Genomic DNA, 16,927 nt, shown 5'->3' on the forward strand with positions numbered 1-16,927 from the left:
ACGCCCGCCGCCGCGACAGCGCCAAGAGCGCCCTCATCACCCTCGTCGAACACGCCCTCCTCGCCCGACTCCGCTGACCACCACAGCCACGGCCCACCGGACCGGGTGAAGTCCGGTGGGCCGACGGGGAGTCGGGGAGTCGGGGAGTCGGGGCTGGGCTGGGCTGGGCTGGGCTGGGCGAACTACGCGGAGCGCTCGGACCGTTCGGTCGGCTCCAGCCCGGCCCGGATCAGACCGTAGGTGTACGCGTCCTCCAGGGCCAGCCAGGAGGCGGCGATCACGTTGTCGGCCACCCCGACCGTGGACCAGGTCGCGGCGCCGTCGGTGGACTCGATCAGCACCCGGGTCTTGGAGCCGGTGCCGTGCTGCCCCTCCAGGATGCGGACCTTGTAGTCCACCAACTCGAAGGTGGCCAGCGGCGGGTAGATGCCCTCCAGGGCCGTCCGCAGTGCCTGGTCCAGCGCGTTGACCGGGCCGTTGCCCTCGCCGATGGCGATCCGGCGCTCGCCCTTGGCCCACAGCTTCACCGTCGCCTCGTTGCCGGAAACGCCCTCCGGACCCTGCTCGCTGATGGTCCGCCAGGACTCCGGGCGGTAGAAGCGGTCCCGGCTGCCGCGCACCTCGTCGCGCAGCAGCAGCTCGAAGGAGGCGTCGGCGGACTCGTAGGTGTAGCCGAGGTTCTCCTGCTCCTTCACCTTGGCCACCACCCGGCCGGCCAGGTCGCGGTCGGCGGAGAGGTCGTAGCCGAGCTCCTTGCCCTTGAGCTCCACCGAGGCCCGCCCGGCCATGTCCGAGACCAGCATCCGCATGGTGTTGCCGACCAGTTCGGGGTCGGTGTGCTGGTACAGGTCCGGGTCGACCTTGATCGCGGAGGCGTGCAGGCCCGCCTTGTGGGCGAAGGCCGAGAAGCCGACGTACGGCTGGTGGGTGGAGGGGGCCAGGTTGACCAGTTCGGCGATCGCGTGCGAGATCCGGGTCATCTCGGCCAGCCGGCCCGGGGGCAGCACCCGGCGGTCGTACTTCAGCTCCAGCGCGCCGACCACCGGGAACAGGTTGGCGTTGCCGACCCGCTCGCCGTAGCCGTTCGCGGTGCACTGCACGTGGGTGGCACCGGCGTCCACCGCGGCCAGGGTGTTGGCCACCGCGCAGCCGGTGTCGTCCTGGGCGTGCATGCCGATCCGGGCGCCGGTCGCCGCGATCACGTCCGCGACGGTGTCCCGGACGCCGGCCGGCAGCATCCCGCCGTTGGTGTCGCACAGCACCACCACGTCCGCCCCGGCCCGGTGGGCGGTGCGCACCACCGCGAGGGCGTACTCGCGGTTGGCCCGGTAGCCGTCGAAGAAGTGCTCGCAGTCGAGGAAGACCCGCCGGCCCTGGGCCCGCAGGAACTCCACGCTGTCCCGGATCATCTCCAGGTTCTCGTCCAGCGTGGTGCGCAGCGCCAGTTCGACGTGCCGGTCGTGGGCCTTGGCGACCAGGGTGACCACCGGCGCGCCGGAGGTCACCAGTGCGGCCAGCTGGGGGTCCTCGGCCGCCTTGCCGCCGGCCCGGCGGGTGGCGCCGAAGGCGACCAGCCGGGCGTTGCGCAGCTCCAGTTCGGCGGCGGCGCGGGCGAAGAACTCGGTGTCCCGGGGGTTGGCCCCGGGCCAGCCGCCCTCGATGAAGCCGACCCCGAACTCGTCCAGGTGCCGGGCGATGGCCAGCTTGTCCGCCACCGTCAGGTTGATGCCCTCCCGCTGCGCGCCGTCGCGCAGGGTGGTGTCGAACACGTGGAAGCTGTCGTCGGTACGGCTGACCTCGGTCATGACCCCTGGTTCTCCGTTCGGGGAGGTTCGTACTGCTCTGCCGGATTCTCGTCCCGGCTCCACTGTCCAGGATCCCGCGCGCGGCCCCGGTGTCCCCGGGCCCCTTGTGGGGGCCGTCGGCCGGTCCGAGGGCTGTGCTCAATGGGGCGGTGCCCAAAAAGCGAAAAGACCCCTCGCGGGTGCGAGAGGTCTGCGCGCGGGTCTGGACGCTCGTGGTCGCTCCGCATCGGGTCCTGCGGGAGCGGTCACTGCGGACCGGCGCGCCTGCTGCTAATAATCAGCGAAAGCGAGGACACGCCGGCAGTCTGGCACACCGTCCGGGATCCGGCCCGCCCGTCTCGCAATGCGGAACGGGGCAGGCCGGAGGGGGTGCCGGCGTCCGTGGATCAGACGATCTTGTGCAGCCAGTTGTGGGTGTCCGGCTGCTGGCCGCCCTGGATGGCCAGCAGGGCGCGGCGCAGCTCCATGGTGATCGGGCCGGGCTCGCCGGTGCCCACGGTCCAGTCGGCGGCGGCGGACTTCACCGAGCCGACCGGGGTGATCACGGCGGCGGTGCCGCAGGCGAAGACCTCGGTGAGCGTGCCGTCGGCGTTGGCCTGCTGCCACTCGTCGGTGGAGATCTTCCGCTCCTCGACCGCGTAGCCCAGGTCGCCGGCGAGCTGCAGCAGCGAGTCACGGGTGATGCCGGGCAGCAGCGCGCCGGACAGCTCCGGGGTGACGATCTTCGCGTCCTCGCCCTCGCCGAAGACGAAGTACAGGTTCATGCCGCCCATCTCCTCGACCCACCGGTGCTCGGCGGCGTCGAGCCAGACCACCTGGTCGCAGCCCTTCTCGGCGGCCTGCGCCTGGGCGACCAGCGAAGCGGCGTAGTTGCCCGCGCACTTGGCGGCGCCGGTGCCGCCGGGCGCGGCCCGGACGTACTCCTTGGACAGCCAGACCGAGACCGGCTTGACGCCGCCCGGGAAGTAGGCGCCGGCCGGGGAGGCGATGATCATGAACAGGTAGGAGTTCGCCGGACGGACACCCAGGCCGACCTCGGTGGCGAACATGAACGGGCGCAGGTACAGGCTCTGCTCCGGCTCGTTCGGGACCCACGCCCGCTCCTGCTGGACCAGCAGCTCGACGGCCTCCACGAAGGCCTCCACCGGCAGCTCCGGCATCGCCAGCCGGCGGGCCGAGGCCTGGAAGCGCTGGGCGTTGGCCTCGGGGCGGAAGGTCGCGATGGAGCCGTCGGCCTGGCGGTAGGCCTTCAGGCCCTCGAAGATCGCCTGACCGTAGTGCAGGGTCATGTTCGCCGGGTCCATCTCGACCGGCGCGTACGGAACCAGCTGCGCGTCGTGCCAACCACGGCCCTCGGTCCAGCGGATGGTGACCATGTGGTCGGTGAAGACGCGGCCGAAGCCGGGGTTGGTCAGCCGGGCCTCGCGCTCCGCCGCGGACAGCGGGTGGGCGGAGGGCTTGAGATCGAACGAGATGGGCGCCTGGGTGGGCGTGCTCATGGCTGTTTCCTTCACCGTGGGGTTCGTTCGGGCCGCCACCGCCGAAGGAACGTTACGGCGCTCCAACGCCGGAACGAACGCACAACGGCACGGCCCACTGTCGATACTCGCATCCAGAGGGCCGTGCCGAACAGCTGCCCGCTCCTTGGGGAGCTGCAAGCTGCGGTTATGCGGTCCGGCCCACCTGGCCGGATCCGCTCGGGGGTCCGGCCGCTAGCCGGCTACTCGCTCGGCGAGCGCGTCGCCGACCTCGGAGGTGGAGCGGGCGCCGGCCCGCGCGGCGAGGTCCGCCGCGACGGCGGCCTCCACCTTGGCGGCCTCGGCGGCGAAGCCGAGGTGCTCCAGCAGCATGGCGACCGACAGCACGGTGGCGGTCGGGTCGGCCTTGCCCTGGCCGGCGATGTCCGGGGCCGAGCCGTGCACCGGCTCGAACATGGCCGGGAACTCGCCGCTCGGGTTGATGTTGCCGCTCGCGGCCAGCCCGATGCCACCGGTCACGGCGGCGGCCAGGTCGGTCAGGATGTCGCCGAACAGGTTGTCGGTGACGATGACGTCGAAGCGCTCCGGCGAGGCGACCAGGTGGATGGTGGCCGCGTCGACGTGCAGGTAGTCGGTGGTGACCTCGGGGAACTCCCGGCCGACCTCGGCGAAGATCCGCGACCACAGGTGCCCGGCGTGCACCAGCACGTTGTTCTTGTGCACCAGGGTGAGCTTCTTGCGCGGCCGCGCCTGGGCCCGGCGGTAGGCGTCGCGCACCACGCGCTCGATGCCGTACGCGGTGTTCAGGCTGACCTCGGTGGCCACCTCGTGCGGCGTCCCGGTGCGCAGCGAGCCGCCGTTGCCGACGTACGGGCCCTCGGTGCCCTCGCGGACCACCACGAAGTCGATCTCCGGGCGACCGGCCAGCACGGACTCCACGCCCGGGAACAGCCGGCCCGGCCGGAGGTTGATGTGGTGGTCGAAGGCGAACCGCAGCTTCAGCAGCAGCCCCCGCTCCAGCACCCCGGACGGCACGCTCGGGTCCCCGATGGCGCCCAGCAGGATCGCGTCGAAGCCCTTGAGCTCCGCCAGCACGGCGTCCGGCAGCGTCTCCCCGGTCCGGTGGTAGCGCCGGGCCCCGAGGTCGTACTCGGTGGTCTCCAGCTTCACGTCGGCGGGAAGGACGGCCGCCAGGACCTTCAGGCCCTCGGCCACGACCTCCTGGCCGATGCCGTCACCCGGGACAACTGCGAGACGAATGGTGCGAGACATGCTCGGACCCTACTCCGCCGTCCCAGGTACTGACACCTCGCGTCCAGCATCCGGACTCCTTCGGGGGACGACCCGCTCGTGTCCGACGCTGCGTCACTCCTTCGACGGAGCGCGGGTGGCCCGTGGTGCGCCGGGGGCGCGCTTAGGGTGGCGTGGTCCGGGATTCCTGGCAGAACGGGGCGCGTGGGTGAAGGCCGAGCGGCGGCGGGAGGTGCTGGTCTGCGGGGCGGCGGCCGGGCTGGCGACGGGCGGGTTCGCGCTGGCGGCGGGGCTGCGCGGTCGGTGGCCGGGCGGGGCGGGCGCGGTGGCCGTGCCGTACCACGCGCACCTGTGGGACCTGCTGCACGGACAGGCCGCCGGGGACCTCCTGTTCAACTGGAACAGCGGCTACGGCGTCCCGTTCCTGGCCGACTTCTTCGCCTACCTGATGAACCCGTTCTCCTGGCCGACCGCCCTGCTCCCCCGCGACCAGGGACAGCTCGCCGTCTTCCTGGTCACCCTGGCCACCATCGGCCTCGGCACCGCCCTGATGGCCCACCTGCTCGGCCGGCTGCACCCCGGCCCGCGCTGGCTGCGGGTGCCCACCGCCGTCGGGTACGGGCTCTGCGCCTGGGTGCTGGACGTCGGCGGCGGCGCGCCGATGTGGCTGTGGGGCCTGGTCTCGCTGCCGCTGCTCGGCCTGGTCGGGGACTGGTGCCTGCACGAGCGCCGCTGGGTGGCCGGTTCGCTGTGCGTCGCGTTCGCCTGGGCGGGCAACCTGTACACCGCCGCACTGGCCACCGCGGTCGCCGGACTCCTGTTCGCCGTACGGCTGTTCGCCACCCCGCGCCCCTTCCGGCACCGGGTCCGCTGCACCGGCCGGGCCGTCACCCTGACCGCCGCCGGGCTGCTGCTCGCCTCCCCCGTGCTGTTCGTCGCCGTCCGCGCCGCGCGCGGCGCCCAGCCGGAGTCCCCGGTGCAGCCGCTCGGCCCGTCCGGCTTGGAGGGGCACCTCGCCCAGCTGCTGCCCGCCACCACCGGGCGCCCGCTGCCGGACGTGGCGATCGGGGTGCTCGGGCTGCTGCTGGTGTGCGGGCTGCCGTTCAACCGCCGGGTGCGGCTCCGCGAGCGGGCGGCCTGGTGCGTGGCGCTGCTGCTGGTGGTGCTCAGCTTCGTCTGGACGCCGACCGTGCTGGTCTGGCACGGCCTGGCGATCCCGGCCGGCGGGCCGTACCGGGTGTCCTTCGTGCTCAGCGGGCTGCTGGTGCTGGCCGGCTGGGTGTCGCTGGCCCACCGGCCGGACCGGGTCACCCTGCTGGGCGGCGCCGCCCTGGTCGCGGTGATCGCCGTCCTGGTGGCCGCCCGGCGCTCGGTTCCGGCCTCCACCTGGGTCCTGCTGGGCCTCGGCGGCACCGTCCTGCTGGCCGCGCTCTGGGTGCTGGACCGGCGGCACACCGACCGGCGGGCGAACGCCCTGGCCACCTGGGTGATCGGCGGCGCGGTGCTCGGCAACGCCGTCTGGTCCGGGTACGCGGCGCTCGGCGCGACCCCCGACGACAGCGTCTCCCCGGCCGCCGTCCGGGCCGGGCACGCCGCCGTCCGGGCCGGCGCCGACTGGCCGGACGGGCGCAGCGACCCGGGCCCGCACACCCTCACCCCGAACGACCCGCTGCTGCTGAACGGCCAGGGCGGCGGCTACTCCAGCGGCTACCTGCCGACCGTCGCCGCCCTGCTGCTGCACGACCTGGGCGCCGGCTGGACGGCCGGCGGGCGGCAGACCGGCAGCGTCACCGACCCGGTCGGGCAGGCCCTGTTCGGGATCCGCGCCCACCTGGACGACGGGCCGCCGCCGTACGGCTTCACCGCCGTCCGGGCGGTGGCTCCGCCGCTGGTCACCGTGCTGCCGCCGGGCGCCCGGACCGCCACCTCCTCGGTCTGGGCCCGCCAGGAGTCGCTGCTCGGCAGCCAGGTGTACGACGCCCCGCTGCCCGTCCCGGCGGGCGGCCCGGTGCCCACCCTGCACGGCACCAGCGGCTGGTCGGTGCCGGGCGGCGGGGAGGGCACGGTGTTCACCGCCGCCTGTACCCCGGGCTCGACGGCGTACTTCCACGGGGTCTGGTACCGGGGCACGGTCAGCGGCCTGGGCACCGACTACCGCAGCGACGGCGAGCAGCCCACCACGGCGGTGGCCGTCCACCGGCTGGGGACCGTCCCGGCCGACGGGGTGGTCCGGGTGACGCTGCGCTCGGACGTCGTCAGCCAGGTCCCCGCCCGCCCGATCGGCTGCCTGCGGTCCGACGCCCTGGCCGCCGCCGTCACGCGGCTCACCGCCACCGGCGCCACCCGGGTCCGGGCCGGCGGCCACACCCTCACCGCCGCCCTCCCCCCGGGCTCCACCGGCACCGCGCTGCTCTCCGTCCCCGCCACCGAGGGCTGGACCTGCGCCACCGACGGCGGCAGCGGGACCGCCCCCACCCCGGTGCTCGGCATGATCGGCGTCCCGCTCGGCGGCGGCGCCGACCGGATCTCCTGCGTCTTCCGCCCGCCCGGCCTCACCGAGGGGCTGACCGTCGCCACCGGCACGGCTGCCGTGCTCGCCCTGGCCGCCGTCTTCGCCCGCCTCTCCCGCCGCCCCACCCGCACGCCCCGCCGCGAACGCCGACTGGCCGCCCGGTCGTAGCCGGGCGGCCAGGACCACGGCGGGGGTTACGGCAGGTCGATCACCTGGCCCCGGCGGTCGGCCGGGTTGAGGTGGTGGAGCAGCAGCAGCCGGGAGGTGTCGCCCGGGGTGCGGTGCACGGCGAGGACGGTGCCGGGGCCGGCCGGGGTGACCATGGCGGGCGGGCCGTCGAGGCCGGTCCGGACGGTCAGGGCCGGGTGCAGGACGTCCAGCGGGACGGTGGGGCCGGTCCCGCGCAGGCCGATGGCGGACAGGGCCTCCGCCGGGTCGGGCTGCCCGGGCGCCGCGACGCCGGTCCAGACGCCGTAGTGGACGGTGCTGTGGCCGGGTGCGACGCCGGGCAGGGCGCTCAGCCGGACGGGGAGGACCACGACGTCGCTGTCCAGCAGCTCGGTGTCGGTGTCGCCCCAGTGGGCGTTGAGCGGCTGGACGTCGAGTTCGGCGCCGGTGCGGGCGTCGAGGGCGCGGGAGACCAGGACGTCGCTGCCGCGCAGCCGGTCGGCCTTGAGGATGACGTCGGTGACGCCGTCCCCGTCGGTGTCCAGCGACACCCGCACCCCGTACAGCCCGACCGGAGTGGCCGCCGGGGCCCACAGCCGGGCGCCCACGTACAGCAGGTCGGAGTCGGCGGCCGCGCCCGCGGCCCGCAGGTTGGCGACCCGGTCGCCGGGGTGTTCGACGCAGAGGTCGCGGTGCTGCTCGGCCGCGTCCTGGCCGTCCTCGGGCCGGATGCCGGCGCCGGGGCCGACGGTCTTGCCGCCGCCGGGCGGGCAGTCCGGCCAGCGGTCGTCCTCGCCGCCGAGGGCGAGGGCGCTGACCAGTCCGGGTGCCTCGCCGGGGGCGGCGCTGCCGCCGAGGGTGACGAGGGTGCCGTCCCGGGCGGTCCGGACGGCGGCGGTGGCGCCGAGGTCGCCGGTGGGGCGCGGGGCGGCGAACACCGGGACCCTCAACTGCGGCAGGGCCTGGTCGGTGACCGGGGTGAACAGCACCCGCCCGGACAGCTCGCCGCGGTAGCTGCGGGCCCGGCCGCCCTGCACGGTGTCGATGGTCGGGTCGGGCGCGCGCCCCAACTGCCCTGGTACGGAGAGCGTCACCCGCACCCGCGCGGTGCCGCCGGCCGGGACGTCCACCACGGCGGGCGCCACCTCGAAGGCGGCGCCCGGCAGTTCGGTGGCCGCCGCGTAGCCGGTGCGGTAACTCTGCGACTCGGACGAGTAGTTGTGCAGCTCGATCGTCCGGTCGAGGGCCGTCGGCCCGCTGACCTCGACCGGCCCGTAGGAGACGCCGACGCTGCCCGCCGGGGCGCCCTCCCCCGCCGCGTAGGCGACGACCGGGGTGCGGACCGCCCCGTCGACCCGGGCCCGGCCGGCGCCGGTGCGCTCGGGCCCGTAGACCGGGCCGCCGTGGTCGTCGCCGAGGTAGGTGTCCGTGCTGGTGTTCATCAGCGCGGCCTTGACCTGCTCGACCGGCCAGTCCGGGTGTGCGGCGCGGACCAGCGCGGCCAGCCCGGCGACGTGCGGGGTGGCCATCGAGGTGCCGTTCTCGCGCTCCCCGCCGGTGCCGCTGCCGACCAGGGCGGACCAGATGGTCTCCCCGGGGGCGGCGAGGTCCGGCTTGACCACGCCGGGCAGGCCGATGCCCCGGGAGGTGAAGTCGGTGAGGGTGTCGACCCGGGCCGGCTGGTTCTGCGCGACCGAGCCGTGCAGCGGGTTGCCGGGCGCGGCGAGCCGGACCCGGACGTCACCCCCGGCGGCGGCCTTGAGCAGCCGTTCGCCGTCGGCGCGGCCGAGCAGGACGGCCGGGATCCGGTCGTCGCCGGAGATCTCGGCGAGGTGGTCGGTGTCGGCGGCGTAGAGCGCGCCGATCGCCCCGGCGTCGGCGGCGTGGTCGGCGCGCGGGCCGGAGTTGCAGGCCCGGTCGGGGTCGCGGGTGCGCCAGGTGAGCACCGCGATCCGCCCCTTGAGCCGCTGCTTGTCGGCCGCGCTGAACTCGCCGCAGCCGTCCGCCTGGTCGACGGGCACGGCGAGTCCGCCGCTGACCTCGGTGCCGGTCCAGCCCTGGTAGCGCTCGCTCCAGTGGCCGGGCACGACCCCGGCCAGCTCGGCGGGGGCGAGCACGGTGATGCCGTCCACGTCGGCGTGCCCGTGCACGGAGGCGGCGACGGTGATCGCCCGGACGGCGGTGCCGGGGCTGCCGCCGACGCCGTACACGTCGCCCTCGTTGCCGGCCGCCGCGATCACCGCGGTGCCCAGTTCGGCGAGCCGGTCGACGGCCAGCGCGTCGGCGTCGTCGGGGCTGCCGAAACGGCTGCCGAGGGACAGGTTGACCACGTCGAGCCGGTCGCCGAGGTCGCCGTCGCCGTTCGGGTCGGCGGCCAGGTCGAGTGCCTGGGCGAGCCGGTCGGTGGAGCCGTCGCAGCCGAACACCCGGATCGCGTACAGCTGGGCGCCGGGGGCGGCGCCGGGGCCGATCCGGAACGAGGCCGGGTCGAGTCCGGGCCGGTACGGGCCGGTGTACGGGTGGCCGTCGGCGGTGACGCCGTACCCGGCCGCGGTGCCGGCGACGTGGGTGCCGTGCCCGTTGCGCACGCAGTCCAGCGGGTTGTCGCTGGGGTGCGGCACCGGCTGGTGGTTCGGGGCGGCCGGGTCGGGGTTGTAGTCGTCGCCGACGAGGTCCTTGCCGCCGACCACCTTGGCGTTGGGGAACAGCGCGGCCGGGGCGGGCTTGCCGCGCTCGACCGAGCGGAAGGCCTCCTCGGTGCCGGGGCCGCCGAAGTCGGCGTGGGTGTAGTCGATGCCGCTGTCGATGATGCCGATCCGGACGCCCTGGCCGGTGTTCCCGGCCACCGCCGCGTCGCCGGACCAGACCTGGGGGGCGCCGGTCAGTGGGACGGAGTAGGCGTTGTCGCGCTGCTTGTTCACGATCGGGTGGACGGCCCGGACGCCGGGCAGCGCCCGCAGCGCGGGCAGCCGGTCGGCGGGGGCGCTGACGGCCAGGCCGGTGAGCAGGGTGCGGGTTCGGTAGAGCTCGTGGGCGGCGGGCGCCGCGTGGTGGACGGCCTCGGCGAGCCGGTCGAGCGCGTCCCCGGCCCGGGACCGCTGGCCGGCGCCGGCCTGGGCGGCCTCCCGGCGGACGGCCTCCGGCGAGCGCTGGGCCCGCCGCGCGCCCTCGGCGGCACGCCGCCAGGCGGGGCCGGCCGCCTCGGTGCTGAGTTCGAGCAGGACGGAGGCCGTTCGGCCCGCGCCCGGCGGTCCCGCACTGGGCGGCCCCGCACTGGGCGGACCGCCCGCGGCCGGGGTGGCGGCGAGTGCCGCGGTTCCGGCCAGCAGAGCCAGGATGAGGCCGATCCGGGCGATCGGTCGGCGGACGGGTGGCAGACGCACTGGGCCCTCTCCCCCGGGAAGGGGCACTGATCCGCACACCGTGTCGCTGACGCCCGCCCGCGCGGACGTCGATCACCCTTCCGGGGGCCCCAAATTAGGATGATCGCGATGATGAGGGCGAGCAAGTTCCCTCGGACGGACCTCAGTTGCACTCTACGGGGTGACGCTGCGCCAGCCCGATCAGCCCAGTAGGCCGATGAACGCCGACGGCGCTCACCATTCGCCGGTCGGTCTCAGCTGTGGCCGGTGGAGCCGCCGTTGTCCCGGCGGTCCAGCGAGCGCTGCAGCGCGGCGGCGGCGAAGGGGTTCCGCTCGGCGGCCCGGCGGCGGCGCGGGGCGCGGACGGGGGTGGCGGCGGGGGCGGAAGTGGCGTGGCGGTCGGCGGTGGTGGGCATACCGGGCTCCTTGGAAGCGGCGCGCACGGGGCGCGGCGGGAGGGACGGGAGAACCAGGGGTGTCGCGCGCGGCGCGCCCCGAGAAGGGTGGTGACGGGCGACGGGGAGGGCGCGCGGGGCAGGGGTCGCCTGCCCGTGGGGGCGCACGCGCACACGGGCCGCAGACCCTGGCTACAGGGGCGGCACACCGTATGGCCCTTCCACGGTACGACCCCGGCCCGGCCGTGTCTGCACGAATACTTGGATTTCCTAGTATCTGAGACGGGGGCCGCCCGGGAGAACGCAGCAGGGCCCGGACCGCCGTCGGAACGGCGGTCCGGGCCCTGGTCAGCGCCGGGGCGGGGTGGCTCAGCCCAGGTCGACCGAGCGCGCGAAGCGGGCGCCGATCTCGGCGGCGATCACGGTCAGCACGTCCTGCGGGATCTCGCTGTCCACGGTGATGGAGGCGAGGGCGCCGCCGCCGTCCCGGGCGACCTGCATGCCCGCGATGTTGATGCCGGCGTCGCCGAGGTGGCGGCCGAGCACGCCGACCACGCCGGGGCGGTCCTCGTACTTGAAGAAGGCCATGTGGTCGGTGAGCGCCACGTCGACGTCGAAGGTGTCCACGCCGACGATCTTCTGGGTCTGCTTCGGGCCGGCCAGGGTGCCGGAGATGGCGATCTCCTCGCCGTTCGCCAGCGTGCCGCGCACGGTGATCACGTTGCGGTGCTCGGCGCTCTCGCTGGAGGTGGTCAGCCGGACCTCGACGCCGCGCTCCTGGGCGAACAGCGGGGCGTTGACGTAGGACACCGTCTCCGCCACCACGTCCTCGAACACGCCCTTCAGCGCGGACAGTTCGAGCACCTTCACATCGTGCTGGGTGATCTCGCCACGGACCTCGACGTCCAGCCGGACGGCCACCTCGCCGGCCAGCGCGGTGAAGATCCGGCCGAGCTTCTCGGCCAGCGGCAGGCCCGGGCGCACGTCCTCGGCGATCACGCCGCCCTGGACGTTGACGGCGTCCGGCACCAGCTCGCCGGCCAGCGCCAGGCGCACCGACTTGGCGACCGCGATGCCGGCCTTCTCCTGCGCCTCGTCGGTGGAGGCGCCCAGGTGCGGGGTGGCGACCACGTTGTCGAAGGCGAACAGCGGGGAGTCGGTGCACGGCTCCTTCGCGTACACGTCCAGGCCCGCGCCGGCCACCCGGCCCTCGCGCAGGGCGCTGGCGAGCGCCTCCTCGTCCACGATGCCGCCGCGGGCGGCGTTGACGATGCGCACGCTCGGCTTGACCTTGTGCAGCGCCTCGTCGCCGATCAGGCCGATGGTCTCGGGGGTCTTGGGGAGGTGGACGGTGATGAAGTCCGAGACCTCCAGCAGCTCCTCCAGCGAGACCAGCTTGACGCCCATCTGCGCGGCGCGGGCGGCCTGGATGTAGGGGTCGTACGCGACGATCTTCATCCCGAACGCGGACATCCGCTGGGCGACCAGGACGCCGATCCGGCCGAGGCCGACCACGCCGAGGGTCTTCTCGCTGAGCTCGACGCCGGTGTACTTGTTGCGCTTCCACTCGCCCTGCTTGAGCGCCGAGTTGGCGGGGGCGATGTTGCGGGCGACGGAGATCAGCAGGCCGCAGGCGAGTTCGGCGGCGGTGACGATGTTGGAGGTCGGCGCGTTGACGACCATCACGCCGGCCTTGGTGGCGGCGGCCACGTCCACGTTGTCCAGGCCCACGCCGGCCCGGGCGACCACCTTGAGCCGGCGGGCGGCGGCCAGCGCCTCGGCGTCGACCTTGGTGGCGGAGCGGATCAGGATCGCGTCCACGTCGGCGATCGCGGTGAGCAGCTCGGTGCGGTCGGCGCCGTTGCAGTGGCGGATCTCGAAGTCGGGGCCGAGGGCGTCGACGGTGGCGGGCGAGAGCTCTTCGGCGATCAGTACTACGGCGCTTTTGGAGGTCACAGTGCTCACGACAGTGTTGTCCTTAACTGTCCGGTTCCCCCGGGCACGTAGGTGGCGTGGAGGGCGGGGGAAGGTGGCATGGCCGCGTAGGTAGACGCACGACGCTGTGGGCCTGACGCGCACTCGGGAGTGTATCGGCGGGCAGAGTACGGGGCTGCTCCCGTCCGGCGAAATCACCCGGACGGGAGCAGCCTACTTGTACAAGGGAGTTACAAGAGGGAGAGGGGCGAAGAGCCTCAGGCCTTCTCGTTGACCCAGCTCATCAGCGAGCGCAGCTTCTTGCCGGTGGTCTCCAGCAGGTGGTCCTCGTCGGCCTTCTTGTACTCGTTGTACTTGGGCAGGCCCGCCTTGTACTCGGCGATCCAGGTGTTGGCGAAGGTGCCGTCCTGGATCTCGGCCAGGACCTTCTTCATCTCGGCCTTGGTGTCGGCGGTGATGATGCGCGGGCCGGTGACGTAGTCGCCCCACTCGGCGGTCTCGGAGACCGACCAGCGCATCTTCTCCAGGCCGCCCTCGTACATCAGGTCGACGATCAGCTTCAGCTCGTGCAGGCACTCGAAGTAGGCGATCTCCGGCTGGTAGCCGGCCTCGACCAGGGTCTCGAACCCGGCCTTCACCAGGGCGGCGGTGCCACCGCAGAGGACGGCCTGCTCACCGAACAGGTCGGTCTCGGTCTCCTCGGTGAAGGTGGTCTTGATGACGCCGGCCTTGGTGGCGCCCAGGCCCTTGGCGTACGACAGCGCCAGGGCGAAGGCGCCGCCCGAGGCGTCCTGCTCGACCGCGACGATCGCGGGGACGCCGCGGCCCTCCTCGTACTGGCGGCGGACCAGGTGGCCCGGGCCCTTCGGGGCGACCATGCAGACGTCGACGTCCGCCGGGGGCTTGATGAAGCCGAAGCGGATGTTCAGGCCGTGGCCGAAGAACAGGGCGTCGCCGGCCTTCAGGTGCGGGGCGATGTCCGCCTCGTAGACGTCGGCCTGGATCGGGTCCGGAACCAGGATCATGATGACGTCGGCCTCGGCCGCGGCCTCGGCGGGGGTGACCACGCGCAGGCCGGCCTCCTCGGCCTTGGCACGGGACTTGGACTCCGGCTTCAGGCCGACCCGGACGTCGGCGCCGGAGTCGCGCAGGGACAGCGCGTGGGCGTGGCCCTGGCTGCCGTAGCCGATGACCGCGACCTTGCGGCCCTGGATGATGGACAGGTCGGCGTCGTCTTCGTAGAACAGCTCGGCCACGGGGGCACATCTCCTTGCGTGATGGGTGCCGGGGTTCCCAGCCTAGGTCGGCCCGGCGGGGTACGGATCGTTGCTTCAGAAGGTGAGACGGCTACGCGCTGCGGTTACGCGCGGCGGTTACGCGCTGCGGTCGAGGGCGCGCAGCGAGCGGTCCGTGATGGAGCGCGCGCCGCGGCCGATGGCGACCAGGCCGGACTGGACCAACTCCTTGATGCCGTAAGGCTCCAGCATCCGGAGCATGGCCTCCAGCTTGTCCGAGCTGCCGGTGGCCTCGATGGTCACCGCTTCCGGCGACACGTCGACGGTCTTGGCACGGAACAGCTGGACGATCTCGACGATCTGCGACCGGGTCTCGTTGTCGGCGCGGACCTTCACCAGGACCAGTTCCCGCTGGATCGCAGCGGACTGGTCGAGTTCGACGATCTTTATCACGTTCACGAGCTTGTTGAGCTGCTTGGTGACCTGTTCCAGCGGGAGGTCCTCGACGTTGACCACGATCGTCATCCGGGACACGTCCGGGTGCTCGGTCGGGCCGACGGCGAGGGAGTCGATGTTGAAGCCCCGACGGGAGAACAGCGCGGCGATGCGGGCGAGCACGCCGGGCTTGTTCTCGACCAGGACGGAGAGGGTGTGCTTGGACATGTGGTTCCTCAGTCGTTCTGGAGGGTTCGGGGCGGTCAGTCGAGATCGTCGCCGAAGTCGGGCCGGACGCCCTTGGCGAACTGGATCTCGTCGTTGCTGGTGCCGGCCGCGACCATGGGCCACACCATCGCGTCCTGGTGGACGATGAAGTCGATGACCACCGGGCGGTCGTTGATCGCCATCGCCTGCTCGATGACCGCGTCCAGGTCCTCGGGGCGCTCGCAGCGCAGACCGACGCAGCCCATCGCCTCGGACAGCTTGACGAAGTCGGGGATCCGGGTGCCCTGGGCCGGCGGCGCGATGCCGTCGTGGTCCGGGCCGGAGTGCAGCACGGTGTTGGAGTAGCGCTGGTTGTAGAACAGCGTCTGCCACTGCCGGACCATGCCCAGCGAGCCGTTGTTGATGACCGCGACCTTGATCGGGATGTCGTTCAGGGCGCAGGTGACCAGCTCCTGGTTGGTCATCTGGAAGCAGCCGTCACCGTCGATGGCCCAGACCACCGACTCCGGGCGGCCCGCCTTGGCGCCCATCGCCGCCGGGACGGCGTAGCCCATGGTGCCGGCACCACCGGAGTTGAGCCAGGTGCCGGGCTTCTCGAAGCGGATGTACTGCGAGCTCCACATCTGGTGCTGGCCGACGCCCGCCGCGTAGATCGCCTCCGGGCCGACGATCCGGCCGATCCGCTCGATGACCTGCTGCGGGGAGAGCTGGCCGTTCGGGGCCGGCTCGAAGCCCAGCGGGTAGGTCTTCTTCCACTCGTCGAGCTTCTCCCACCACTCCGTGTAGTCGCCCTTGTGGCCGGCGTCGAACTCGGCCTGGACGGCGACGATCAGGTCGGCCAGCACCTCGCGGGCGTCGCCGACGATCGGCACGTCCGCCGGGCGGTTCTTGCCGATCTCGGCCGGGTCGATGTCCGCGTGCACGATCTTGGCGTACGGGGCGAAGCCGTCCAGCTTGCCGGTGACCCGGTCGTCGAAGCGGGCGCCGAGGGTGAACAGCAGGTCCGACTTCTGCAGCGCGGTGACGGCCGGGACGGAGCCGTGCATCCCGGGCATGCCCAGGTGCTGGGGGTGGCTGTCCGGGAAGGCGCCGAGCGCCATCAGGGTGGTGACGACCGGGGCGCCGGTCAGCTCGGCGAGGATCCGCAGCTCGGTGGTGGCCTGCGCCTTGAGCACGCCGCCGCCGACGTAGAGCACCGGGCGCTTGCTGCCGACCAGCATCTTCGCGGCTTCGCGGATCTGCTTGGCGTGCGGCTTGGTGACCGGGCGGTAGCCGGGCAGCGCGGTCTCGACCGGCCACCGGAAGGTGGTGGTGGCCTGCAGGGCGTCCTTGGCGATGTCGACCAGGACGGGGCCGGGCCGGCCGGTGGCGGCGATGTGGAAGGCCTCGGCGATCACCCGGGGGATCTCGGCCGGGTCGGTGACCAGGTAGTTGTGCTTGGTGATCGGCATCGTGATGCCGCAGATGTCCGCCTCCTGGAAGGCGTCGGTGCCGATCGCCTTGGAGGAGACCTGGCCGGTGATCGCGACGACCGGCACGGAGTCCATGTAGGCGTCGGCGATCGGGGTGACCAGGTTGGTGGCGCCGGGACCGGAGGTGGCCATGCAGACCCCGACCTTGCCGGTGGCCTGGGCGTAGCCGGTGGCGGCGTGACCGGCGCCCTGCTCGTGCCGGACCAGGATGTGGCGCACCTTGACCGAGTCCATCAGCGGGTCGTACGCGGGAAGGATGGCCCCGCCCGGGATGCCGAAGACGGTGTCCGCGCCCACGGCCTCGAGCGAGCGGATGAGCGACTGGGCTCCGGTCATGGTCTCGGCGACGTGCTGGGGAGCATGGGCGGCCGGGTTGTCCCCGCGGCGGGGGGATGCGGCGTGCTCGGTCATCTGCCTGTCTCTTCTCGGGTTTTGCCGGTCCGGTACTGCGGGCCCCGGTGGTGCGAGGGTGGGGTCCCGGTCCGGGCCGATCGCCGGCTCTGCCTCAATCGTCCCGCTCGATCCGACAAGTCGGACTCTTCGGGCCGGTCGGGGCCAGGGGTCTTGCGGAGGGAACAGCGTCAGTGCAACAAAAAACCCCTCGTGCCCAAGGGCATGCGAGGGGTGGCGCGTCGGTCTGTCACGAGCGGG

10 protein-coding genes and 1 pseudogene are annotated in these 16,927 nt (G+C 73.4%); 2 read left to right on the forward strand and 9 right to left on the reverse strand.

The genetic code is table 11. The features are described from left to right. Nucleotides 1-77, forward strand: a pseudogene (locus ACZ47G_RS07700) (ATP-binding protein); the annotation flags it as partial. 105 nt (nt 78-182) lie between these two features. On the opposite strand, the gene cimA reads toward ACZ47G_RS07700, so the two are convergent. The 3 genes from cimA to ACZ47G_RS07715 all read right to left on the reverse strand — a co-directional run bounded on the left by cimA (nt 183) and on the right by ACZ47G_RS07715 (nt 4,555). Continuing rightward, entirely contained in the window at nt 183-1,805 is a 1,623-nt protein-coding gene (gene cimA / locus ACZ47G_RS07705; RefSeq protein ID WP_465740572.1) for a citramalate synthase, read from the reverse strand. Nucleotides 1,806-2,191: 386 nt separating this feature from the next. Next, on the reverse strand, nt 2,192-3,304 hold the full coding sequence (locus tag ACZ47G_RS07710; protein ID WP_465740573.1) for a branched-chain amino acid aminotransferase: 1,113 nt from the start codon (nt 3,302-3,304) through the stop codon (nt 2,192-2,194). A 213-nt stretch (nt 3,305-3,517) separates the two neighbouring features. Beyond that, the gene (locus ACZ47G_RS07715) at nt 3,518-4,555 is read right to left on the reverse strand and encodes a 3-isopropylmalate dehydrogenase (protein WP_380460515.1); all 1,038 of its coding nucleotides are present in this window, start codon (nt 4,553-4,555) and stop codon (nt 3,518-3,520) included. A 187-nt stretch (nt 4,556-4,742) separates the two neighbouring features. Between ACZ47G_RS07715 and ACZ47G_RS07720 the strand changes: the two genes are divergently transcribed. Then, on the forward strand, nt 4,743-7,214 hold the full coding sequence (locus ACZ47G_RS07720; protein ID WP_465740574.1) for a YfhO family protein: 2,472 nt from the start codon (nt 4,743-4,745) through the stop codon (nt 7,212-7,214). 26 nt (nt 7,215-7,240) lie between these two features. Here ACZ47G_RS07720 and ACZ47G_RS07725 read toward each other — a convergent pair whose 3' ends face one another. From ACZ47G_RS07725 to ACZ47G_RS07750, 6 genes are all read right to left on the reverse strand, one after another. Further along, nucleotides 7,241-10,597: a S8 family serine peptidase gene (locus ACZ47G_RS07725; RefSeq protein WP_465740575.1), complete on the reverse strand. Its 3,357-nt coding sequence runs from the start codon at nt 10,595-10,597 to the stop codon at nt 7,241-7,243. Nucleotides 10,598-10,830: 233 nt separating this feature from the next. Then, entirely contained in the window at nt 10,831-10,992 is a 162-nt protein-coding gene (locus ACZ47G_RS07730; RefSeq protein WP_380460521.1) for a hypothetical protein, read from the reverse strand. Between the two features lie 348 nt (nt 10,993-11,340). After that, nucleotides 11,341-12,927 carry a phosphoglycerate dehydrogenase gene (gene serA, locus ACZ47G_RS07735; RefSeq protein ID WP_465740882.1) on the reverse strand — a complete coding sequence of 529 codons (1,587 nt, stop codon included), beginning with the start codon at nt 12,925-12,927 and terminating at the stop codon, nt 11,341-11,343. Nucleotides 12,928-13,163: 236 nt separating this feature from the next. Continuing rightward, nucleotides 13,164-14,162, reverse strand: a complete 999-nt coding sequence (ilvC, locus tag ACZ47G_RS07740; protein ID WP_380460523.1) for a ketol-acid reductoisomerase — start codon at nt 14,160-14,162, stop codon at nt 13,164-13,166. A gap of 117 nt (nt 14,163-14,279) precedes the next feature. After that, on the reverse strand, nt 14,280-14,804 hold the full coding sequence (gene ilvN, locus ACZ47G_RS07745) for an acetolactate synthase small subunit (protein ID WP_030286969.1): 525 nt from the start codon (nt 14,802-14,804) through the stop codon (nt 14,280-14,282). 35 nt (nt 14,805-14,839) lie between these two features. Next, entirely contained in the window at nt 14,840-16,687 is a 1,848-nt protein-coding gene (locus ACZ47G_RS07750) for an acetolactate synthase large subunit (RefSeq protein ID WP_465740576.1), read from the reverse strand. Nucleotides 16,688-16,927 lie beyond the last annotated feature (240 nt).

The sequence above is a fragment of the Kitasatospora sp. NPDC030952 genome, from assembly GCF_055571335.1.